Origin of the sequence: Vreelandella hamiltonii (genome assembly GCF_014651775.1) — a bacterium.
GTDB classification, from domain to species: Bacteria; Pseudomonadota; Gammaproteobacteria; order Pseudomonadales; family Halomonadaceae; genus Vreelandella; species Vreelandella hamiltonii.
The window spans coordinates 20863-42592 of the sequence record NZ_BMXN01000029.1 but is presented as its reverse complement, the minus strand read 5'-3'; the positions used below and the strand labels follow the sequence as shown (position 1 = coordinate 42592).

General features: G+C 58.7%; 17 protein-coding genes. 6 read left to right on the top strand and 11 right to left on the bottom strand.

Annotation, left to right across the window (positions count from 1 at the left end):
* Positions 1-171 precede the first annotated feature (171 nt).
* The gene (locus IE091_RS16575; protein ID WP_189464155.1) at positions 172-1842 is read right to left on the bottom strand and encodes a methyl-accepting chemotaxis protein; all 1671 of its coding nucleotides are present in this window, start codon (positions 1840-1842) and stop codon (positions 172-174) included.
* 569 nt (positions 1843-2411) lie between these two features.
* Here IE091_RS16575 and IE091_RS16570 point away from each other — a divergent pair.
* Positions 2412-4142 carry an HD domain-containing phosphohydrolase gene (locus IE091_RS16570; RefSeq protein WP_189464154.1) on the top strand — a complete coding sequence of 577 codons (1731 nt, stop codon included), beginning with the start codon at positions 2412-2414 and terminating at the stop codon, positions 4140-4142.
* A gap of 35 nt (positions 4143-4177) precedes the next feature.
* Here the strand turns inward: IE091_RS16570 and IE091_RS16565 are convergent, their stop codons facing one another.
* Complete coding sequence (locus IE091_RS16565; RefSeq protein ID WP_189464153.1) at positions 4178-4684, bottom strand: GNAT family N-acetyltransferase; 507 nt, start codon at positions 4682-4684, stop codon at positions 4178-4180.
* An 83-nt stretch (positions 4685-4767) separates the two neighbouring features.
* Between IE091_RS16565 and IE091_RS16560 the strand changes: the two genes are divergently transcribed.
* Entirely contained in the window at positions 4768-5400 is a 633-nt protein-coding gene (locus IE091_RS16560) for a LysE family translocator (protein WP_096922446.1), read from the top strand.
* Positions 5401-5419: 19 nt separating this feature from the next.
* On the opposite strand, the gene IE091_RS16555 is transcribed toward IE091_RS16560, so the two are convergent.
* The 6 genes from IE091_RS16555 to IE091_RS16530 all read right to left on the bottom strand — a co-directional run bounded on the left by IE091_RS16555 (position 5420) and on the right by IE091_RS16530 (position 12675).
* Positions 5420-6418: an LLM class flavin-dependent oxidoreductase gene (locus tag IE091_RS16555; protein ID WP_189464152.1), complete on the bottom strand. Its 999-nt coding sequence runs from the start codon at positions 6416-6418 to the stop codon at positions 5420-5422.
* A gap of 110 nt (positions 6419-6528) precedes the next feature.
* Positions 6529-7803, bottom strand: a complete 1275-nt coding sequence (locus tag IE091_RS16550; RefSeq protein ID WP_189464151.1) for a nitrate regulatory protein — start codon at positions 7801-7803, stop codon at positions 6529-6531.
* 73 nt (positions 7804-7876) lie between these two features.
* Positions 7877-9229: a NarK family nitrate/nitrite MFS transporter gene (locus tag IE091_RS16545; RefSeq protein WP_016914702.1), complete on the bottom strand. Its 1353-nt coding sequence runs from the start codon at positions 9227-9229 to the stop codon at positions 7877-7879.
* Positions 9230-9562: 333 nt separating this feature from the next.
* Positions 9563-10582 carry a patatin-like phospholipase family protein gene (locus IE091_RS16540; RefSeq protein WP_096922450.1) on the bottom strand — a complete coding sequence of 340 codons (1020 nt, stop codon included), beginning with the start codon at positions 10580-10582 and terminating at the stop codon, positions 9563-9565.
* A gap of 89 nt (positions 10583-10671) precedes the next feature.
* Positions 10672-11772, bottom strand: a complete 1101-nt coding sequence (locus tag IE091_RS16535) for a CZB domain-containing protein (RefSeq protein WP_039176802.1) — start codon at positions 11770-11772, stop codon at positions 10672-10674.
* 147 nt (positions 11773-11919) lie between these two features.
* Positions 11920-12675: a murein L,D-transpeptidase catalytic domain family protein gene (locus IE091_RS16530; RefSeq protein WP_096922452.1), complete on the bottom strand. Its 756-nt coding sequence runs from the start codon at positions 12673-12675 to the stop codon at positions 11920-11922.
* Between the two features lie 196 nt (positions 12676-12871).
* Between IE091_RS16530 and IE091_RS16525 the strand changes: the two genes are divergently transcribed.
* Positions 12872-14155: a L,D-transpeptidase family protein gene (locus IE091_RS16525; protein ID WP_229800874.1), complete on the top strand. Its 1284-nt coding sequence runs from the start codon at positions 12872-12874 to the stop codon at positions 14153-14155.
* A gap of 98 nt (positions 14156-14253) precedes the next feature.
* On the opposite strand, the gene IE091_RS16520 is transcribed toward IE091_RS16525, so the two are convergent.
* Positions 14254-15915, bottom strand: a complete 1662-nt coding sequence (locus IE091_RS16520; protein ID WP_039176794.1) for a peptidoglycan DD-metalloendopeptidase family protein — start codon at positions 15913-15915, stop codon at positions 14254-14256.
* Between the two features lie 611 nt (positions 15916-16526).
* Here IE091_RS16520 and IE091_RS16515 point away from each other — a divergent pair.
* Together IE091_RS16515 and IE091_RS16510 are read left to right on the top strand one after the other, a co-directional pair.
* Positions 16527-17447 carry a LysR family transcriptional regulator gene (locus IE091_RS16515; protein WP_039176791.1) on the top strand — a complete coding sequence of 307 codons (921 nt, stop codon included), beginning with the start codon at positions 16527-16529 and terminating at the stop codon, positions 17445-17447.
* A 78-nt stretch (positions 17448-17525) separates the two neighbouring features.
* A complete protein-coding gene (locus IE091_RS16510) occupies positions 17526-18536 on the top strand; it encodes a glutathione S-transferase family protein (protein WP_189464149.1) in 1011 nt (336 codons plus the stop codon).
* Positions 18537-18611: 75 nt separating this feature from the next.
* Here IE091_RS16510 and IE091_RS16505 read toward each other — a convergent pair whose 3' ends face one another.
* Positions 18612-19091, bottom strand: a complete 480-nt coding sequence (locus tag IE091_RS16505; protein ID WP_039176785.1) for a PRC-barrel domain-containing protein — start codon at positions 19089-19091, stop codon at positions 18612-18614.
* A 96-nt stretch (positions 19092-19187) separates the two neighbouring features.
* Complete coding sequence (locus IE091_RS16500; protein WP_096922455.1) at positions 19188-19385, bottom strand: CsbD family protein; 198 nt, start codon at positions 19383-19385, stop codon at positions 19188-19190.
* A 508-nt stretch (positions 19386-19893) separates the two neighbouring features.
* Between IE091_RS16500 and IE091_RS16495 the strand changes: the two genes are divergently transcribed.
* Positions 19894-21606 carry a DEAD/DEAH box helicase gene (locus IE091_RS16495; protein ID WP_016914693.1) on the top strand — a complete coding sequence of 571 codons (1713 nt, stop codon included), beginning with the start codon at positions 19894-19896 and terminating at the stop codon, positions 21604-21606.
* The last annotated feature ends 124 nt before the right edge of the window (positions 21607-21730 follow it).

Genomic DNA, 21730 nt, shown 5'->3' with positions numbered 1-21730 from the left:
CAATAACGGGCTTGCGAAAGCCAACTTGCACGGGGCGAATGATCAAAAAGTGCTCGCTGGCGGTGATAGGGAAAGTGTCGGCGCCGGCTTCACGGATTCAGGATAAAGAGAGCCTGCAAGGGCTCTCTTTGTTCAAGTATTACTGTATAGGGCTAAGTAACATAGCCAATGTCAGAACGCTTCCCATTCCGGGGTGGTGGAGCGGTGGGTAGGAGATGCTAGTTTAGGCGCTGAGGCGACCTGGAACGCTCGCTGTACCGACAGCGGGAGTCCGGTGTTGGCGTGGTGCTCGCTGGCGCGTTTGAGTTTGAACTCGCTGACCAGCTCGGCCAGTCGTGAGGCTTCGTCCTGCAATGAGGCGGAGGCAGTGCTGGTCTCTTCTACCAGAGAGACGTTCTCCTGAGTGGCGGAATCCATCTGCGAGACGGCGGTGCTGATCTGGCTGATGCCGGCTTCCTGCTCCTTGGCCGAGAGGGCCAGCTCCTGCATCATGTCGGTGACGCGCAGAATCGCCTGGTTGATCTCCTCCATGCTTTCGCCACTTTCCTGGGCCTGGTTGGCCCCTTCCACGATACGCTGGGAGATGTCCTCGATCATGGTGCGAATTTCTTTCGAGGAGTTGGAGGTTTTGGTGGCCAGCGAGCGCACTTCGCTGGCCACGACGGCAAAGCCACGACCATGTTCGCCTGCACGGGCTGCTTCCACGGAGGCATTCAACGCCAGGATATTGGTCTGGAAGGCGATGGAGTCGATCACTTGAATGATTTCATTGACCCGTTTGGAGCTTTCTTCCAGCCCATGCATCAACTGGCTGGTTTGCTGCGATTTATGCTGGCCCGTTTCGGCTTTGCGTGATGCGTCCTGGGTCAACAGCTCCGCCTGGCTGGCGGTGTCGGCATTCTGGCGCACGATGGAAGAGATCTCGTCCATGCTGGCGGCGGTTTGCTGGAGTGCCGCCGCCTGCTGCTCGGTGCGTGACGCCAGGTCCTGACTGCCACTGGCAATTTGCTGTGAACTGCTGGCCACGGCGGAACTGCTCTGGTTCAGCGTGCCAATCATCTCTTCCAGACGCTCCTGCATGTCGTCCATGGCGCTGTACAAGCGGCCCATCTCATTGCGCCCGCGGGCTTCGATATGGCTGGTCAGGTCGCCCTTGGCAATGTTTTCACAAATCTGTACAGCCCGCTGTAGTGGCGATACCAAATGTCGATTGATGGTCACTTGCATCACGGCATAGATACCGAGTGCCGTGAGCACTAGAATACCGACAGTGATTCCCAATATTTGACTATCTCGTAATGTTTCACTGGTGACTTCCTCTCCTCGATCGAGCGCATAGTTATTGAAGTTGCTGACGGCATCTCCAAAGGCAACGAAGCCGTCGTTGATCGTTTCTTTGTAATTTATTAGCTCGCTATAATTTCCATTGGCCAAATCGCTTCTGAACTCGGGGCGAGTTATATTGTTGTAGGCTTCATTAATGGCGGCTAAATACGTATGCCGCTGCGTGCCAGGCGTCGTGGGCACGCTATTGAGTCCTGCCATCCGTGTATCGGCAACCGACAGACTCGCCTGAGCATGGCCCAACGCAGTCGCTACGCGGCTCTCCAGGCCATTTGCGTAGTGTTGCGACAGACGCTCCAGGCGAACGCGCATCTCCATCAGATTGGCTTCTGCTCGCGCTGCCGCGCTAGACTGCTGAGCACTGATTTGATTTATTTCTTCGAGACTGAAAGCGGCTTCGCGCTCTCCCTTGTAGCCCAAGCCACCTACCACCACCAGCATGATCAGCAGCGCTACCAAGGCCCCTGAGATCAGCCGTTTGACCGATAGATTTTGCATGTCCCTTTCCTTTTGTGACCCAACGCCTGAAGTGACGTTAATGTGGGTGCTTCAAGATAGCAGTTGTTTGATTGGTTTTAACATAAATTAAAATTCTTGTTTTAAACTATAAAGTGCTATAGCTTGTCGGCGTATTTTAGTGAATTTGTTTCTTTTGGTAATTGTTTGATTTTTATTGTCATAATTTATGTAGTGTTGTCTTGGTTTGATATTTAGTTGGCTAACTTATATTTGCTTTAATGGATTTGGGTAATGTGTGAGGTTTTTTTATAAGCACTATAGAGTTTGTCTTTTTTAGGAAGGGCTACTTTAACGATGCAGGCATGTGCTCAACCATGGATACCGAAAAAGGGCTTATGGTGTCCACATTCATGCCCTTATTGCCTTGAATGATGCGTGTGGTTTTTCTCCGCTTGGCCTACGCTAGGGTAATCAGCCCATGTGAAAAATTGTGTCGTGTCAGCGGTGCTCAGCAGTATTTGGAAGCTGGTGATAATTCAATAAAAACAAAGAGTTAATTTTTCGGGCTGTCTACATGGAAAAAACCTCCCTGATAATAGAGGTGTCCCATGCTACTCCAGAGCCGTTATGAGTTTCCTTCTGCCAAGGTCATTCGCGCCTTGCTCCAGCATACCCATGAGCTCTCCATTCACTCTGACGGCATGCCGAGCCCCCTGATCGCCGCCGTCTCGGAATTGGATCTCCTGACGGGAAGGTTGGTGCTGGAAGCCGAGTACGCAGGCCAGCATATCGAGCGCTATCTTGGGCAGGGCTGTGTCAATCTCGATATCGAAGCCGTGAAAGGGCAGTACCTGCTGGAACGCGAGGCCTACAGCCTCTCCAATGTGGCTGCCAAGTTGCTCAAGACCGATCGAGCTCATTACCGTTTCGAGTGCCAGCTACCTGAGTCGGTGTTCATTCATGATCACCGAGGTGCCATGCGCATACCGTTCATTCTGGGCATGCAGGCGCGCGTCAATCTCGAAGTTTATCCCCATCAGCTCAGTATCGATGGGCGTGTGCGCAACCTGTCGGTGGGCGGGTGTCTGGTCGATACGCGTCTGACGGATTGTCTGGCGTTGAGCGTCGATCAGGAGATTCCTGGTGTCACCCTCGAGTTTCCCAATGGCGAAAGTTTTTTTGCAGAAGGGTGTGTTCGTCACATTCGCCCTTTTGGGCATCATGGCCATGCGGCGATAGGGATTCAATTCGTGCGGCTTTCGGCAGCCCAGTCGGAGGCCTTGTTTCGATACGTGACCGAAGCCGAACACGAAGCTGGTTACCGCACAGGGGCAAACGACAAGATGGATTACCATTCGACGCTGTTCATTGCCGGTGCCAAAGAGAAGAAAATTCAGCAGCGTGAGGCCCTGGAGCGAGACAAACGCTCACGCCAGACGCCCATGGAAAAAGGCGTGCTCGACGTATCGCATCATATGCAGGTGGGGCTGATGTATACCAAGACGCATGATGCATTCCCCGGTGAGGTGCTTTACGACTGCGTTGACACCCTGCGTTATCTGATCGAGTTGGACCGCAAGGCTCTGATGTTTGCGCTTGCCTGTTTGAGAGATGAACCCGAATGGGTGCGCCATGCGGTACAAGCGGCTTGCCAGTTGGCCGATATGCTGTTGACCAGAGACCCTTATGACCCCCAGATTCGCGAAGCGATGCTGGGCACTTTGATACATGACATGGGCAAACCGCTATTGGTGGGGCCTCAGTTGCCCTCGTTGAAAGTACACATGAACCCTGTACAGAAGGAGATTCTGCGCGGGCATGTGTCGGCACTGCGCCAGAGGCTCATGGAGCTCGACTGGAGCCCCAGTCCGGTGTGTCAGGAGATTATCGACAATGCCAACGAGCGTCTGGATGGTTCCGGCTACCCGAAGGGTAAACGCGGCGATCAGTTATCCGAGTTGATTCGCCTGCTCAGTGTCATCAAGGCCGTCAACAAACTGACCCACGGTCGCAATGGCATACCACCCAGAACGCCTCTGGACGCCTATCGCATGATTTATGAAGCGGACAGGGCGTACGATAAAACCATTCTGGTGGAGTATATTCAGGCCTACGGCCTGTATCCCATTGGCAGTCTGGCGAAGTTCTCGGGGGGCTTTCTGGCGTGGATCATGGACATCGATGGCAAAGGCATGCCCACCCAGGTTCAGGTCGTCAAGAACCTGCGTTTCCCCGATACCAATATGCATACCGTGATGGGGAAGGAGGACATGCCGCAAATAGGCAAGCTGGAAGGCGTGGTTCACCCCCGTGAATACGGGATAGAGCTCAAATCGTAAGCATCCGCGCGAAGTAAACTGGCTGGCCCACTGTACTAGGCATCTTTCACCAGCCGCTTGTGCATGACATAGGTGTCCACCAGCCCCTGCGACGGATGGCGAAACGCCTGGGGTACGGTGCCGACAATGGCAAACCCCAGCCGCTGCCACAGGGCGACCGCGACGTGATTGCTGGCCACGACGGCATTGAACTGCATCGCCTCGAAGCCAGCGTCACCGGCCAGCACCTGAGAGTGTTCGCACATGGCGCGGGCCACGCCTTTGCCGCGTGCATGGGGTGTCACCATATAGCCGCAGTTGCAGACATGCTTGCCGGGGCCTGCGGCATTGGCCTTGAGGTAATAAGCCCCCAGCAGCTGACCTTGCTTGTCCTTGACGGCCAGGCTGTGCAGCGGCAGCGTACACCATAGGTGGTAGGCATCATCAAAGGTGATGTCGGGGTCTATCGCGTACGTTTCCTGTGCCGCTACAATGGTCTGGAACGTTGGCCAGAACAGGGCGAAATCGTCGCGGGTCATCGGGGTAAATGCAAAACGCTGCATGAGTATTCCTGCATACAAGACATGGCATACGCTAGCATAAGCGGATGCCTGTAAGCGTCAACCGAAAGATGGGGAGCCGTCACATGACCCTCGAGAGTGCCCTGACCTATTTCGTGGCGATCTTCGTCTTCGCCATTACTCCTGGCCCCGGTATCTTTGCGCTGCTGGCCAAGGGGATGTCCCAAGGCGTGCGCGCCTGCTGGCCGCTGGCGTTGGGCATGACCGTGAGTGATGTCATCTATCTGATGCTGGCCTTCTATGGGCTGGCTGCCTTGGCAGAAAACTGGGGTGAAGCCTTCACCGTGTTGCGCTATGTGGGCGCGGCTTACCTGTTTTATCTGGGCTGGAAAATGTGGACGGCCAGCGTCACGCCCCCGAGCCTGGAAGGCGGTGCGCCCGTGGCGGCCACATCCGCTCGTGAGGCCCTCAAGGGGCTGACCCAAGGGTTCCTGATCTCGGCCTCCAACCCGAAGGTCATCCTGTTTTATATCGCGTTTCTACCCACCTTCATCGACCTGACCACGCTGAACCATGGCGACATGCTGCTGGTGGTTGGGCTTACCCTGGTGGGCTTGATGATGGGGCTGATGCTGGTGGCGTCGTTTGCCTCGTCGGCACGGCGCTTTTTCCAATCCGAACGCGCCCAGAAGGGCACCAACCGCACAGCAGGTTCCTTGATGCTGGCGGCAGGTGCTTTCTTGATTGCCAAAGGCTGAAAGTCACCAGGTGAACGTGTCAGGCGTCCTTGACGACTGACGCGACGATCTCATAACTGCGCAGGCGGTCCGCGTGCTGATAGAAGTCACTGTTGATCATCAGCTCGTTGGCCCCGGTACGTGCCTGGAAGTCGGCCAGCTGCTCCTTGACCGTTTCAGGGCCACCAATGATGGCCGCGCCAAGAAACTGGGCGACCTGGGCGCGCTCCATGGGGCTCCAGTCCAGATGATCGACCGGGGGTTGTGACTGCGTTGGACGGCCGCGAATCAAATTGAGAAACTTCTGCTGGGCAGTCGTGGCCAGATAGTGGGCCAGGTCGTCGCTGTCGGCCGCCATCACGGGTAATCCTACCATGGCGTAGGGTTCTGCCAGATGCTCGGAGGGCTGGAATTGGTCGCGGTACAGGCGCAGCGCTTCGAAGAGATAGCCCGGCGCAAACTGCGCAGCAAAGGCGAAGGGGAGCCCTAGCCTGGCGGCCAATTGGGCGCTGTAGCCACTGGACCCGAGCAGCCAGATGGGCACATGGGTGCCCTGGCCCGGCACGGCCTTGACGGTTTGCTGGGGCTGGGCTTCGCCCAGGTAGCGGCGCAGCTCTTCCAGCTGTTCTGGAAAGTCATCGACACCCGACTGGGCGTGCCGCCGAATGGCACGCATGGTCGCGCCATCCGAGCCAGGGGCACGGCCCAGCCCCAGGTCGATCCGGCCGGGGTAGAGTGTCTCCAGGGTGCCGAACTGCTCGGCCACCACCAGTGGGGGGTGGTTGGGCAGCATGATGCCGCCGCTGCCAACGCGAATGGTGGACGTTTGCCCTGCCACGTGGCCAATCAGCACGGCCGTGGCGGCGCTGGCGATACCCGCAATATTGTGATGCTCGGCCAGCCAGTAGCGCTGGTAGCCCAACCGCTCCGTGTGCTGGGCCAGGGCCACGCTGTCTTGAAAGGTCTCGGCGGCACTGCCGCCTTGACGAATGGGCGCCAGGTCCAGAACAGACAGCGCAGTGTTGGCAAGTTGGCTCATGGTGACACCTGCTTAAACGGTCATGGTCAAGCGGCTTGATTTATTAGCACGCTTTCGAATACACCGTTTATGCGGGTGCCCCTGGCAAATTGCAAGGTGCCAGACGGCCATCAATGGCGCTGGCGCTTGTCATCTTTACGCTGCAGCATCGCTGAAAGGTCGAGAATCGACTGGGCCATGTCGGCCATGCTACGGCTCTGGTCCATGGAGGTCTTGCGTAGAAAACGGTACGCCTCCTCTTCGCTCATGCCCTGGTGGGCCATGATCAGCCCCTTGGCACGCTCGATCAGCTTTCGTTCTCGCAGGGCCTTGCGGGTATTTTCCAGCTCGTCGCTCAAGCCCTGCAGCCGGCTGGACTGAGCCTGAGCCAGCTCGATCAGCGACCGGCTGAGCGGCGAGTGAAGCGCGCTGGCCGTCAGGTCGCCCAGCGGTTGCGAGGGGGCCAGCATGAGCAGCTGCTCGCAGGGGGCGGGCAGCGGATGGCCCGGGGTGCTGGTGGCGTGCTCCAGAGCCCTGCGGGCCTCGGCGATTTTGAGATGGCACAGGGCGGTCAGCTGCGTGTTGAGCGTATCTTCCACCGCCTTGATGGTATCCAGCCGCAGCGTGGTGAGTTCGTACCAGGTTTCGCCCAGCGAGTCGCTGACGCCTATGGGCGCGTTGGCGCGCTGGCAGGCGATATCGCGAAGCTCGCGGATGCCCGCCAACGTCTTGGGCGAAAGCGCCTGCTGCCAGGTGGCCAACGCCTCGGCGGTGGCAAATTCGGCAAAGGTGTCGAAACAGCGCTGCTGCGCGGCCATCAGCTGGTTGAGCAGTTCACGGTGCGCGTCATCGAAGTGCCCCAGCGTAAACCCGAAGGCGCCGCAGGCGCGCTCTTGCCCGGCCAGCTCCTTGCCCTGCATCAGATGGAAGATGGCCACCAGTGCCCGCGTAATGTCGGGGTCTACGGCCGTGTCGGCGGCTTCGAAAACGATGGCCAGCAACCCGCTGATCAAGTGGTTGAATGCCTGCGTGGCCGCATCCGGCGAAATCGTGAACTGATCGATGGCGCGGCGCAGCGCCGGAAGTTCATCCAGGGCTTGCCACACACCCGCTATGCGGCGAAGCAGCCTGGCCTCTGCCTGTGAGCGAACTTCCTGGCCCAGAGCTTCCAGCCGCTGGCGCATGGCCGCCTCGGCACTTTGGCTATGTTCGAGGTAGGTGGCGCGGCGTGCCTTGAAACGCTTCCCCTGGGAAGCCAGATAAATGGTCGAAGCGCCCCGTTCGCGCTGCAGAACGTGGATGAACTGACTGATATCGCTGACGATATCGGCGGTGGTGGCCAAATGATGAAGGTTGTCGATATCACAGCGCAGCGCGGTCAAGAGTAGCTGTTGGGCAGAAGACATAGTAGTTCCTTGTTACTCGCCGCCTGAAAAGACGGCGCCTCACTGGATGACCAGAGACGCGCCTGCTTAACTGCTAGCGTAAAGAGAGAGCGCCCTGTTCATGACGATCACCGGCGGCCTCACGGTAGGCCTTGGCTTCCTCGGCCTCGGTGGCATCGCTGAAGCGTACCACCAACACGCAAGAAGCCAGCAGCAGTACGGTAATGCCCAGATAAAAGAGCCCTTGCTGGTAGCTGAGGCTTTCATTACGAAACAAGAACGCGGCGGAGACGGCACCAATGTTGCCCCCGGCACCAACGATACCGGCCACGGCTCCCAGCGCCTTCTTGTTGATGAAGGGGACGACCCCGTAAGTGGCACCTTCCGCCATCTGCACGAACAGGCTGAACACCAGCATGATGCCAATCGCCATGCTGAGCACGTGCATCTGCGAAAACGCAATCAGCGCAATGCCTTCGCAGATCAGAGCAATGAAGAGCCAGCGCACACGCCCCTTGAGGCCCGCCTGTTTGGCGAACAGGTCGGAAAAGACGCCGCCCAGAGTGCGGGCAAAGATATTCATCAGCCCGAACAGGCCTGCAATGAGCCCCGCCGTGGCCAGAGTGAGATCAAAGGTATCGAAAAAATAGATGGCGGCGATGTTGTTGATAGTCAGCTCTACTCCGAAGCAGAGCCCGTACACTACAAACAGCGCCCAGACACGAATATCCTTGGCGGCAGCCATGAAGCTCTGCGCTGCGCCATACTCGCCGCTGGCTTCCGGTAGCTCTCCACGAGCACGCAACTCGCTGAAATTGCCATCCGGGGCATCCTGGGTAAAGTACCAATAGGCGATACCCGTCAAAAACAGCACGACCCCTGGTACCAGCATGGCAAGCCGCCAGCCCAGCGCTTCGTTGACGCCCAGCATGAGTATTCCGGAGAAGATGAGTGGCATCAGGATTTGCGTCGTACCGCCCCCCAGGTTACCCCATCCGGCGCTGGTGGCATTCGCGGTGCCCACCACATTGGGGGCGAACATCATGGTGGTGTGGTACTGGGTGATCACGAAAGACGCACCAATGGCGCCAATGGCCAGACGAGCCAGCAGAAAGGTTTCAAAGCTGTTGGCCAGGCTGATCCCCATGACGGGAATGGAGCCCAACAGCAGCAGTCCCGTATAGGTCTTGCGCGGCCCGATGCGGTCGCAGAGCACCCCGATCAGCAGCCTGACCACCACGGTGATCGCCACGGAAGCAATGATGGTGTTGCCGATTTGGGTTTGCGTAAGAGACAGGTCTTCACGTACGACAGCCATCAGCGGGGCGATGCCGAACCAGCCAAAAAAACAGATATGAAAGGCAAACCAGGACATGTGGAATGCCCGCATCTGTGGCGTGGAGAAATCGAGCAGCCGAATACGGTTGGCTTTGTGGCGGATGTTCATGGGTGGCCTCGGGTAGCATGGAACGAGTTCGTCAACGCACAACGCCAAGGGCACTGCACAGAGACGGGAACATGCCTTCATCGTTGAAGGTCAGGTTCGACGCACTCGTACCCGGCTGGGCCTGGTCCACGCCTATAACACTGGAAATCACCAAGCAAATAATTCGCCACTAGCCATTTTTTAAATATAAAACATTGATTTAATGAATAACGATGGGTGCGCTGGGGGTGTGGTGCCAAGGGGAGTGAGCAGGGGCGCACTCGATTGGGGCAGTAGCGCCGAGTCGAGTGCGCCAAGTTGGCGCAATATCAGAGGGTGCCTGCTCTTGAAGGACTAGCCATGCAGGTACACGGCGTCGATATCCAGCGTCGAGCGCTCACCAATCGCCTCGAAGTGCTCGTTGAGCCATAGCTCTGCAGCCGCTTTGCCCTGGTCGAACAGGTGGCACAGGAACGGCCATTCGGCATTGAGCTTACTGGATACCGACAGGCTCTCCAGTGCCTTGTCGCCACTGATGCGATGAAACAGAGCCTGCTGGTAGCAGTTTTCGATGCCTTGCTCCTCCAGTGCATGCTTGAGCAGGGCAATCATGCGGACTTCCTTGATCAGCGCCGCGTTGAAGGTGATCTCGTTCAGCCGGTTCATGATGGCTGAGGCCGTGGTGGGCAGCTCGTCACGGCGGATGGGGTTGATTTGTACCAGCAGGATGTCCCGGGCACTGCACTCTTCCATCAAGGGAAACAGCGCAGGGTTACCCATGTAGCCGCCATCCCAAAAGGCTTCGCCGTCTATTTCGACGGCCTGGAACATGAACGGCAGGCATGCCGACGCCATGACGGCATCGACGCTCATCTCTTCACGACGAAACACGCGCTGCTTGCCGGTACGGACGTTGGTCGCCGCGACGAAGAGTTTCAGCTGGTCGCACTGGCGCACACGGTCGAAGTCGATATGCGACGCCACGATGTCTCGCAAGGGGTTCAGGTTCAGCGGATTGAGCTGATAAGGGGATACCAGGCGGGTCATCAGGTCCATGGCGACATAGCCCGGTGAATTATCCAGGCTCCAGTTGCCGGTCAGTACGTCCATGGGGGAGCGGCGGATGGGGCTCGCCATGCCGGCTCGGCTGACGGCTTTCCAGAAATCTCGCAACGCTTGCCGAGCCGTCTCCTTGCCGCCCCGAGTCAGCGCGTCGGCCATGACGACGCCGTTCATGGCCCCCGCGCTGGTGCCGCTGATGCCCTCGATGTCGATTCGGTCATCTTCGAGTAGTCGGTCCAGCACGCCCCATGTATAAGCGCCGTGAGCACCGCCGCCTTGAAGCGCCAGGTCGAGCTTTTTTGCTGATGCCATGTGATCCTTCCCATAGTGGCTAATAACCTGCCCCTAAGCATGGCATAAATGAGCACGTTCGGTAGCCTGGCTATCCACGCTGGTATCGGTTATGGCATTCCCGTCAATGGCGTAGGGGAGGGCAAGGGCGTGTCATAGACCGCTTCTTCCATGAGCCGATCCAGCTGTTCGGCCAACGTGATACTCGCTTCTTCCATGAGGGCCAGAGCGGCCAACTGTCCCGTGTGGTCTCCCTGCCTGGCCAGCCGCAGTGCTTCCAGGCCGCTTTCGTGGAAGCGCCGGTGCGGGACGGCCAAGGCGCGGTAGGCGTCCATCCGCTGATAGCGCTGGCCTTCGCCCGTAAAGTACCAGCAGCCCAGGGCGCAGTGCTGGTGGTCGCTCGGGTGTTCATCGACATTGGCTGACAGCAGTTGATGGTAGATATGACTTTTCCAGACGGCGTGTTCCAGCTTGGCGGCCTCCAGACAAGCCGTGGTGGTGCCGTGATGTATGACTTTATAGAGATGCCGAGCACGGTCACTGAGCTGTGTAATCACACGCTCGGCTGTGTCGGCCGTGCAGGCCAGGGCATTGGCCACTTCCCGCTGATGGGCAAGTACTCGGGCGTCCTCTTTCAGGCTGTGGCCTGCCTGTTCCAGCCATTGCTCCAACTGCTGGGCAAGCCGCTGAGTTTGCTCGGAGATATGCTGTATGTCCTGAGCAATCACCGGCCATACCGGCGTTGGCTGCGTTGAGGCAGGGTGATGGGCTGCTTCCAGTGAGGCGTTGACCGATAGAGCATGAGCATGACCAGCGCTGCGCGCCAGTTCCACCGCAATCTTGCGCAGGGACTGGAGTGCGGCTTCGCTGGCAAACGGCGCGGCATAATGCGCATCGGCCTGCGCCAGGCGTTGCCGCTGTTGGTGCAGTGTCTGGGTTGTCTGTTCGGCCACATGAAGCTGCTCGAACATATCGTTCAGCGTGGCTCGCTCACTGGCGAGCTGTTGAGCATGATCGGCAGCCCCTTTGCTGAGAGACTCCAGCATGCGAGCCCCTTTGGTTTGCAGCAGGCTGATGGCTTCGAAAGGCGTCATCAAGCTGAGGGTGCGGCAGCTTTGAGCACTGCGAGCAATGGCCAGCTCGGCCCGCAGGGCGGCGTTTTCCTGTTCCAGACGACGGATGGTTTGGTAAGGGTGCATGAAGGCAAACATGAGACACCTGCCGTGCAATGGTTTGTGATCTTTTGTATCAAATTATTGCAGGAGATGGCCTGTTTGCCTGGGAAAAAGCGTGTCTCGCGATGAAAATCACGCTTTAGGCGCCATAAAGGAGTAAGCGGGTCGTCTGGCCGTAACGGGTTATCTCATCTGTGCGAGCTGCAGGTGGTCATCTTGGCCGCAGCGCAGGAAGGAAGAGGTCGCCAGCCACTCTTCATCGGGATAGTAGGCAAATACGTACTGCTCTTCCTTGAGGCTGTCGATAAGCGGGTAGGTGATGTCTTCGCGAACGGCAGGGCAGCCATGGCTACGCCCGAGTCGTCCCGTCTGGGCTATGAACTCTTCGCTCACATACTCTGCCCCGTGAATCACGATCGCGCGTTGGAAAGCGAGGTCGTTCACCTCTGGCTCCAGGCCCTCCAGGCGCAGCGAGTAGCCATTGCGCCCGTAATAGCTGTTCATGGTGCGAAACAGCCCAATGCTGGATTGAAAGCTTTCCGGGACGTTCGAAAACACTTCTGCCACGGCATCACCCGACCCTCGGCCATGGGACACCAGCTCTTCGAACAGCAAGGCGTGCTGGTGCAGGTCGAAGACCCACAAGCGAGGCTCCGTGGAGGGCAGCGAGTAGTCGATGACGGCCAGGCGCTCGGCGTAGGGGTCGGCACAAGCGATGGCTTGTGCGGCCAGGCGGAGCGCCTCACCGGAGGCGCCAGGCGCCAGTTGTTGCAACTGATGATGAAGGGGCGACACGCCGATGGGGGGCTGGGAAGAGACCTGGGTATAAAAGCTGGCAGCCTGGAGTGGAGAAGCGCCAAGTAACAGGCTCGTGGCGGTCATCAGGGTCAAAAAACGGGGGGTATCAGAGCGGAAACGGGTATACAAGCGTGAGAGCATCGAGTGTCATCCTGCCAAAAGTGCGATAAGCCCCCACCAGAAACGACCACGAACAGGCGCAAGCAGCTATGCTGAAAGGGAGCGTCAGGCTATTCGGTCGGTAATGGGAACTGCCGATATCATTGGGCATCAGCGCCGTACAGCGCTGCATCATAACGCAAGGAGAGGCGATGAACGATCATCCGCGACTAAGACAATGGGCGATAGGCGCTCTGCTTGGCCTTGTCCTGCCCGGCCCCTTGCTGGCGGTGGCAGCGGAGCCTGCTCCCCCTGGGATGCCTCGCGCCCAGAGCGCAGTTATGCGCTGCCTCGGGTACTGAGCGCCGTGGAGCGCCACGATGTCGAGTCGGCGCTGGCCATGGCCCGGCCCAGCTCACCCGAGTACGCCCAGCTTCGTCAGGCATTGAGCACCTACCGTCACTTGGCTGAGCAAGGCAGCGTGCCTTACCTGCCCGGCAGAGAGGTTTCGCTGCGCCCCGGCGACCGAGACCCGGATGTGGTCACGCTGCGCCAACGACTGACCCTGTGGGGTGCCTCGGGGCTGTTGGGAGCCGACAGCGGCGCCTACCCGATGATTGGCGTGCAGGGGGCGCAGCGTGACCAGCAGCTGTTCGATGACACCCTGGTGCAAGCAGTGAAGCATTTTCAGCGCCGCCACCAGTTGCAGGAAGATGGTGTCGTGGGGGAGCGTACCCGGCTGGCGCTGAACATGCCGGTGGCTTCACGGGTCGATCAGTTGCGGGTCAACCTGGAACGTGCGCGCTGGATACGCCCCTCCTTGCAGCGCGAGCCTCGGGTGTGGGTCGATATTGCGGGCTACCGGCTGCATTACTTGCGGCCTGACGGTCAGCAGTGGGATGCGCGAGTGGTCGTGGGCACACCGCGTCGTGAAACGCCGGTCATTCACTCCACGATCAGTCATCTGACCATCAACCCCAGCTGGACCATACCGCCTACCATCATGCGGGAAGACGTGTTGCCACGGGTACGTGAGGATATCGGTTATCTGGCCCAGCAGAACATCCAGGTGTTGAGCCCCTCAGGAGAAGCGCTGGATGCCCAGAGCATCGATTGGCAGCGCCCTGGAGGCGTCATGCTGCGTCAGGTGGCGGGTAGCCGTAACCCTCTCGGGAGGGTCGTGGTACGCTTTCCCAATAACGACATGATTTATCTGCACGACACGCCGGCACGCGGCTTGTTTCAGCGGGATCAACGGGCGTTGAGTTCTGGCTGCGTCAGGGTGGAAGGCGTGGCGGAGTTCGCCCAGATGCTGCTACAGGACAGCGGCAGTCGTCATCAGCTCAATGCGCTGATGAACAGTGGGCGCAGCGATCAGAACGTCAACCTGCCTCAGCGCATTCCCGTGGCGCTGCATTACCTCACCGCCTGGCCCAACCCCCAGGGGGAGGTAGAGTTTCGAGATGATATCTACCGCCGAGACCCGGCCCTGCTATCGGCGCTCTCCGCTCGCGACGCCTGATCCCCCTTCCACGTATGCTACATAAGCGACAGGCCGCCCCTTGGGGCGGCCTGTCGAACGGCTTAACACGGTGAGTCAAAGAGCTACGAAAGAAAGAACTACTGAACGGTGTCGCTATCGTCGTCACTGCTCTGATTGCTAGCCACGCTGATGGTGCCGGTCTCGCCACTCTCCAGTGCTGCCAATACCGGTTCTGCCTGGCGCTGGAAGGCGATCAGGGTATCGCCACTCAGGCTGGTGTTCTCAGGCAGCTCGACGGTCATGGCGTTGACCGGCGTATTGTTGACGATGACCTCATAATGCAGGTGAGGGCCGGTACTGCGGCCCGTATTGCCGGACAGGGCAATGCGCTCACCCATGTCGACACGCTGGCCCTGGCTCACCATCGGCTGCGAAAGGTGCAGGTAGCGCGTGCGGTAGCCGTTATCATGGCGAATCACGATATAGCGTCCTGCCGCATGGTGATTGCCCACGCGCTCCACGCGGCCGTTGGCAGGCGCGATGATCGGCGTGCCGATCGGCATCGCAAAGTCGGTGCCGTTATGCGGGCTGACCCGCCCTGTCACCGGGTGAAGGCGGCGCGGGTTGAAGTGAGAGCTCAGGCGATAGTTGCCTTCGAACGGGCGACGGGCAAAGGCCGGGTCCAGGCTGTTGCCTTCCGGGGTGTAGAAGTTGTCGTCGGAAGGGTTGCGCACCACGGTCAGATCCATGCGCTCGCCGTCATATTTGACCGCCAGCACCCGTGAATCCAGCGTTTCGCCATCGATCATGTCAGACTCGACCAATACCTGAAACTGATCCCCCCGGCGGCTGTCGCGACGGAAATCGAGTTTCTTCTCCAACAGGCGGGTCAGCTCGGTGACCGAGCTGCTGCTCAGGCCGGTAGCCTGGGCAGAGCGTGCAAAGCTGCCGCTCACGCTACCCGCGTAAAGCCGCTGTACCGGCTCGCCCTGGCGTTCGATGGTGGTGATAGCAAAGTGTTCGCTGTCTCGTTCCAGCAAAATGCCGTCGCGGGTGTTGCGCATCATGCGCAGCGACAGCAGTCGGCCTTCTTCATCCAGCTGGTAATCGAAGCTGTTGCCGGCGCGCCAGTTGGTCAGCAGGCGCTGGTCGGGCATGTCTTCCAGCAGCGCCAGTACTTCGCTGTAGCCTAGCCCCAGCTCGTTCTGAGCAACCACGGCAAAGGTTTCACCAGACTCGACGATATGCGTCTGCCACTCGGGCACGAAGGGCTCTTCAGCGGCCAGCTCGCGCTCGAGAAAGGAAATATCGTCGAACAGCTCGATATCGTAATCTTCGTAGGAAGTAGCATCAGCAATGTCGACGGTCGGGTCGGTATTGAGCATGCCGCTTGCAAGAGTGCCCACGATCACGGCCATGTGCAGCGCGCCGTCATCGAGCGCAACGGCCAGGGGAGGCACGCTGGCCATGGAGGCTTCGGCGCTGGTGATCACGTCGAGGTCGACGATCTCGGTTGCTGCCAATTCGCTGAGGGGAATATGGTCACGGGTGGCGTCGAGGGCGCGGGAGGCGCGATCGATCGCTTCTGCAACAGGCGTTCGCTCTTGCCGCAGCGAGGGGACACCAGGAGCAGAGTCGCTGGGGAGAGGAACAAGTACGCTCTCCAGCGGTGTGTGAGGTTGATTCAGGTCGTTATACGTCGTCACCAGCTTTTGTGCGCCCAGCACAGTGACCATGGTGGCCACTGGTAATAGTAACAATTTATGCGTGCGGGGCAGCGAATGGAGGATTCGCAACATGGGTAAATGGACCGCCGAATTTGTGAAGTAAACGTAACAAGAAAGTGAGCAAACTCGGGAACCATACCCCAAGGAGGCAGGGGTGAATAGACTGTATATCCATACACAAAACATACTTCTGTCGAAATATGCAAATATTCGACAATGAGAACCGCTCTCGAACGCCGTTCGCTAACAAAAGTAACGGCGTAAACTGCCTTCGATGACCGCCGCATGGCGTGATCATCTTCTTAACCATAGACGCAAATGAAGGGTTATTAAAGATGTGCGTAAGTTGTGTCTAATTAAAACGGCATTTTAAGCACTTACCGACCAAAATGAGCGCTTGAAACGGACGTTTTTCACGGGCCAGGAAAGCGCATCGCCCAAAACGCCCTCCGACCTCGCAAACGTGGCTTTTTGAGGGTAATTGCTAATATTTAGAATGTGTTTTTTTGTTTCTGTATGTTTGTTTTTTGAAACACGGCGATGTTCCTGTGAGCCCGCGTATTAGCCCTTGGTGCAAAATTTGCTGTCAGGCCACGTACTCTCGACGTTTTACTGGCATCCTATGTGTTGTTTTTTCGAAGGTGAAGCGGTTTGTTTCGCTGTTTAGCGTCGAGGAAATCGAAATGTCTCGGGTAACACTTGCACAGTGGCAGATGCTCGCCGCCGTGGTCGACCACGGTGGCTTTGCAAGGGCGGCAGAGGCGATCCATAAAAGCCCCTCTACGCTCAACCATGCGGTACACAAATTGGAAGAGCAGCTGGGTATCCAGGTGCTGGAGCCCGTGGGGCGGCAAGTGCGGCTGACGGAAGCAGGCGAACTGTTGCTGCGCCGTGCGCGACAATTGATCGAGAGTGCGGCGTCGCTGGAGGACGTGGCCTCGCGTTTGGCCGCAGGCCTAGAAGCGGAAATCGTCGTCGCCATCGATCAGATCTTTCCCGCAGCGGCTCAGGCCAGGGCGCTGGAGCGCTTTTCGGAAACGTATCCTCAAGTGCGCGTACAGCTGCATGAGAGCGTGCTCAATGGCGGCACCGAAATGCTCTATGACGGACGTGCCGACCTGGTGGTCACCGCCATCGAAGCCCAGGGGTTTCTCGGCGAGCCGTTGGTCAATGTGCGCTTTGTGGCGGTCGCTCATCCGCGCCACCCGCTGCATCAGTTGGGGCGCGCGCTGGATCTGCGTGACCTGGCCCAGCATCGCCAGCTGGTTGTGCGTGACTCGGCGCTGCGCCAATCGACCAATGCAGGCTGGCTAAAGGCCGAGCAGCGCTGGACGGTCAGCCATGTGGGCACGTCATTGGACATGCTCAAGCGTGGTCTGGGGTTCGCCTGGATACCTGAAACCCGTATCCTCGAAGAGCTGACCAGTGGTGCGCTGAAGCCGCTGCCGCTGAGTGCAGGAGGCGTGCGGGAAGTCCCGGTGCAGCTTATCTTCCGTGATCGTGACCGGGCAGGGCCTGCGGCTCATGCCATGGCCGCTGCGTTGAGGCAGTCCGTCAAGGAGACGTGCAGCCAACATTCGATTCCCTCGAATGAAAGGCGGTAAAACATCCGCTTGAGCCCTCTCCCGTCGAGCGTATGCTGTAAACATGCCATTTCATACGTTCGCAACGGGAGAAACACCATGGGGTTATTGGTCAACGGCGAGTGGGTCGATCAGTGGTACGACACCAAAAAGCACGGCGGGGAATTCGTCCGTGAGTCGGCACAGCTGCGTCACTGGGTAGGAAATCCTGCCGACAGTGGCAGCGTGCTGGAGGGCGAGACCCAGCGCTATCCTGCCGAGGCGGATCGTTACCACCTTTATATCTCCCTGGCATGCCCTTGGGCACACCGTGTGTTGATCATGCGTCAACTGAAAGGCCTGGAGCCCCTGATCGGCGTCTCCCATGTCAGCCCGCTCATGCTGGACAAGGGCTGGACCTATCACCAGGACGAGGGCTCCAGCGGCGACCCGATCAATCACGTCGAGTTTCATCACCAGCTCTATACCATGACCGACGCGCAGTACACGGGGCGAGTGACCGTGCCGGTGCTGTGGGACAAGCAGCGCAGCGCCATCGTCAATAATGAGTCGGCTGAACTCCTGCGCATCTTCAACCATGCCTTTGACGAGCTGACCGGCAATACGCTGGATTTCTATCCCTCCGACCTGCGTGCTGTCATCGATGAGGTCAACGCCGATGTGTACGACCACATCAACAACGGGGTTTACAAGTCAGGCTTTGCCACTGAGCAGAAGGTGTACGAGAAGCATGTCACTGCGCTGTTCGACGCGCTGGACCGCATGGAAAAGCGCCTGGGAGAGCAGCGTTACCTGGCGGGAGAATGGCTGACCGAAGCCGATATTCGTCTGTTTACCACGCTGGTGCGTTTCGACGCGGTCTACTACGGCCACTTCAAGTGCAATTTCAAACGCATCGAGGATTATCCGAACCTGTCCAACTACGTGCGTGAGCTCTATCAGTGGCCGGGCATTGCCGACACCGTCAACCTGGACCACATCAAGCGCCACTACTATTACAGTCACGACACCATCAACCCGACTCGTATCGTCCCCGCCGGGCCAGCGTTGGACTTTCAGCGCCCCCATGACCGTGAGCGCCTGCCAGGGCAGGGAGTACGCCGTCGCTGAATCCGTGCGACCACTCACGAAAATGGCCACCCGATGGGGTGGCCATTGCGTACGTATCGCTAGACGGGAAACATATCAGTTGGAGTTAACGGCGTCACGGGCGGACTGCCAGGCACTTTGCGCGCCATCACGCGTGGTTTCCCATGCATCGCGTGCGCCTGCCTTGGTTTGTTCCCACCAGTCGTGGTTGTAAGTAGGAAAGGCTTCCACTTCTTCGGACGTGGCTTGGAGCATGATCCGGTGCTCGGTATCGCCATCCGCTTCGGTGTGGGTTTCCAGCGTGAAGTGGTCGGTACCGACGACGATTTCACGTCCGCCCAGGCCCAGTACGGCACCACTTTCGACGACGAGTGCAGTGATGCGCATTTCCTCATCGAAAAGAATGTTTTCTACCTCACCGATCTCTTCGCCGGAACCGCCCGCGAAGTAGACGTCAGCATCCAGAATGTCTTCGGCTGAATACATGCCCTGTGGCTCGGTCTGTGCGTGGGCGCCCATTGCCATGCTGCCCAGAAGTACCGTGCCGATAGCCGTTGTCAGTAGTGATTTACGCATAGCTTCTCTCCATGTTGCTATTGAATCAGCCAAATAGTCATCTATTGGAAAATGGATACGCATTGGCCTGCCTGTACAGCGCCAATGCCGAAATGATCAGAGGCCGTCGGCCCACTCGTCTGCACGGCGCTCGGCTTCTTCACGGGCCAGCCCGTATTTCTGCTGAAGCTTGCCCACGAGCTGGTCTTTCTTGCCGCCGATTTGCGTCAGCTCATCATCGGTCAATTCGCCCCAGCTGGAACGCGCCTTGCCTTTTACTTCGGTCCATTTGCCTTCGATCTGATCCCAGTTCATATGCATCACTCCTTGAAGTTCGTGAACAACGTGAGGCACCTCTCAGGTTAGACCAATAGTGAACAAGTGCAAGTTTCAGGATGATATTGGTTAAAGTAAAAAAGCTGGTCAGCTCACCAGTGGGGTGGTAGGATGCGCGCTCCTCGCATGTGTTGACCCCTCCATCACGACGGCAAGCGTTGATTCGGTGGCCTTGTGGCACCAAGCCGAAACGTTTGCAGGAACATCCCCTCGACTGGATGTTCATTGCTGTGAAGATGGCGCGCCTCCAGCATTTCACCAGACGGGTGAAATCGGCGCAGTAAGGTCGCCACAGCGGTTGGCCCGCAGCGTGCGGTACTGCCAGCCGAATGCCAGGTGCGACCGGCGTCTCCGACTCCACTGATGACGATATCCGCTATGCGGAGCCTTGTTCTTTTGCTGCGCACCGTGACGTGCGGCATATGACAGAGTCAGAGACGCTTACGATGTTTTTTGCCGGTGATACCGGCCTACCAAGGTGTGATTAATGACCTCGATTTCTGTCACCTCGCCGAGCTTCGGTGATCTGGCTCTTTTGCCTGCCGTTCTGTCTGCTGTAGAAGCGCAGGGCTACGAAACTCCTTCGCCCATCCAGGCGCAGACCATTCCAGCCCTGCTGGAAGGCCGCGATATGCTGGGTCAGGCACAAACGGGTACCGGTAAAACGGCTGCCTTTGCACTGCCGCTGCTGTCGCGTCTCGACATGCAGCGTCGCGAGCCCCAGGTACTGGTGCTGGCGCCTACCCGCGAACTTGCTCAGCAGGTTGCGGTTTCCTTTAGCAAGTATGGTCAAAACCTGCAGGGGCTCGAAGTGGCGACCCTGTGTGGTGGTCAAGAGTACCGTGAGCAGCTGGGCGCCTTGAAGCGCGGCGCTCAGGTCGTGGTCGGTACGCCCGGTCGTATCATCGACCACCTGGATCGCGGCAGCCTGAAGCTGGACGGTTTGTCTGCGCTGGTGCTGGACGAAGCCGACGAAATGCTGCGCATGGGCTTTATCGACGACGTAAAACGCGTGGTTGCCGATACCCCGAAAGATGCCCAGCGCGTGTTCTTCTCGGCCACGCTGCCGTCTGAAATCGAGCGCATCGTCAATCGCTATCTGGTCAACCCGGTCAAGGTGGCGATCGAATCGCGCACCACGACGGGAGAAAACATCGAACAGCGCCTGGTGCGTGTGGACGGTGGTGCCAAGCTGGAAGCGCTGGCGCGTATTCTGGAAGTGGAGCCAGTGGATGCGGCCATCGTGTTCGTACGTACACGTGCTGCCTGTACCACGCTGGTAGAGCAGCTGACGGCGCGCGGTGTCAACGCGGCTGGCCTGTCGGGTGACCTGGACCAGAGCCTGCGTGAGCGCACCATCACTCGCCTGAAGCGTGGCAAGGTCGATGTCCTGATCGCGACCGACGTCGCCGCTCGTGGTCTGGACGTTCCGCGTATCACCCACGTGGTGAACTACGATCTTCCCCAGGACGCCGAAGCCTATACGCACCGTATCGGTCGTACTGGCCGTGCGGGCCGCAGCGGTATCGCGATTACCTTCGCGGGCTTCCGTGAAGGCCGCAAGGTAGGCTGGATGGAGCAGGCAACGGGTCAGAAAATGACCGAAATGCCGCTGCCTGACGAAGCCGCTATCCGTGCGCACCGTGATGAAGTATTCCACCATCGCGTCGTGGCAGCTCTGACCAAGGGTGCCGAAGAGCAGCGCGCGCTGGTCGAGCGTCTGGTGGAAGAAGGTCACGACGCCGTCGAGCTGGCCTGTGCCTTTGCTGCCATGGCCCGTGCTGACGAAGCGCCGATTGGCCGTCTGCAAGCACCGCGCAAAGAGCGTGCTCCGCGTGAGGGTGCCCCCGGCAAACCAGCTGGTGCTCGTCGCGAGCGCTCCAGTGCGCCCAGCGAAGGCATGACCCGCTACCGTGTATCGGTAGGCCATAAAGATGGCGTCAAGCCTGGCCAGTTGGTTGGCGCGTTGGCCAATGAAGGCGGTATCGAAGGTGCCCGTATCGGCCGTATCGATATTCGCAACGCCTTCTCGGTGGTCGAGCTGCCCAGCGGCCTGCCGTCTACCATTCTGGCCAAGATGGCACGTGCCCGTGTAGCCGGTCGCCCGCTGGAAATCAGCGAAGACCGTGCACCCGAGCGTGCACCGCGCCGTCGTCGTGACGATGGCGATGCGCCGGTTCGTCGTCGCGAACGTGCGTAAACGCCTGCCGGGCGATTGATGTCGCCCTGGCTACCATCCCCCCATGCCCTTGGCATGGGGGGATTTTTTTTGGCTATCCTGAAAGTCATCCTGGTGGCTCAGCGTCTGCTGGGCGCCAACCTCG

What these genes read in the sequence shown, in the direction of transcription:
- IE091_RS16575 (WP_189464155.1), bottom strand. Translation starts at nt 1,842, where the DNA reads ATGCAAAATCTATCGGTCAAACGGCTGATCTCAGGGGCCTTGGTAGCG.
- IE091_RS16570 (WP_189464154.1), top strand. Translation starts at nt 2,412, where the DNA reads ATGCTACTCCAGAGCCGTTATGAGTTTCCTTCTGCCAAGGTCATTCGC.
- IE091_RS16565 (WP_189464153.1), bottom strand. Translation starts at nt 4,684, where the DNA reads ATGCAGCGTTTTGCATTTACCCCGATGACCCGCGACGATTTCGCCCTG.
- IE091_RS16560 (WP_096922446.1), top strand. Translation starts at nt 4,768, where the DNA reads ATGACCCTCGAGAGTGCCCTGACCTATTTCGTGGCGATCTTCGTCTTC.
- IE091_RS16555 (WP_189464152.1), bottom strand. Translation starts at nt 6,418, where the DNA reads ATGAGCCAACTTGCCAACACTGCGCTGTCTGTTCTGGACCTGGCGCCC.
- IE091_RS16550 (WP_189464151.1), bottom strand. Translation starts at nt 7,803, where the DNA reads ATGTCTTCTGCCCAACAGCTACTCTTGACCGCGCTGCGCTGTGATATC.
- IE091_RS16545 (WP_016914702.1), bottom strand. Translation starts at nt 9,229, where the DNA reads ATGAACATCCGCCACAAAGCCAACCGTATTCGGCTGCTCGATTTCTCC.
- IE091_RS16540 (WP_096922450.1), bottom strand. Translation starts at nt 10,582, where the DNA reads ATGGCATCAGCAAAAAAGCTCGACCTGGCGCTTCAAGGCGGCGGTGCT.
- IE091_RS16535 (WP_039176802.1), bottom strand. Translation starts at nt 11,772, where the DNA reads ATGTTTGCCTTCATGCACCCTTACCAAACCATCCGTCGTCTGGAACAG.
- IE091_RS16530 (WP_096922452.1), bottom strand. Translation starts at nt 12,675, where the DNA reads ATGCTCTCACGCTTGTATACCCGTTTCCGCTCTGATACCCCCCGTTTT.
- IE091_RS16525 (WP_229800874.1), top strand. Translation starts at nt 12,872, where the DNA reads ATGGGCGATAGGCGCTCTGCTTGGCCTTGTCCTGCCCGGCCCCTTGCT.
- IE091_RS16520 (WP_039176794.1), bottom strand. Translation starts at nt 15,915, where the DNA reads ATGTTGCGAATCCTCCATTCGCTGCCCCGCACGCATAAATTGTTACTA.
- IE091_RS16515 (WP_039176791.1), top strand. Translation starts at nt 16,527, where the DNA reads ATGTCTCGGGTAACACTTGCACAGTGGCAGATGCTCGCCGCCGTGGTC.
- IE091_RS16510 (WP_189464149.1), top strand. Translation starts at nt 17,526, where the DNA reads ATGGGGTTATTGGTCAACGGCGAGTGGGTCGATCAGTGGTACGACACC.
- IE091_RS16505 (WP_039176785.1), bottom strand. Translation starts at nt 19,091, where the DNA reads ATGCGTAAATCACTACTGACAACGGCTATCGGCACGGTACTTCTGGGC.
- IE091_RS16500 (WP_096922455.1), bottom strand. Translation starts at nt 19,385, where the DNA reads ATGAACTGGGATCAGATCGAAGGCAAATGGACCGAAGTAAAAGGCAAG.
- IE091_RS16495 (WP_016914693.1), top strand. Translation starts at nt 19,894, where the DNA reads ATGACCTCGATTTCTGTCACCTCGCCGAGCTTCGGTGATCTGGCTCTT.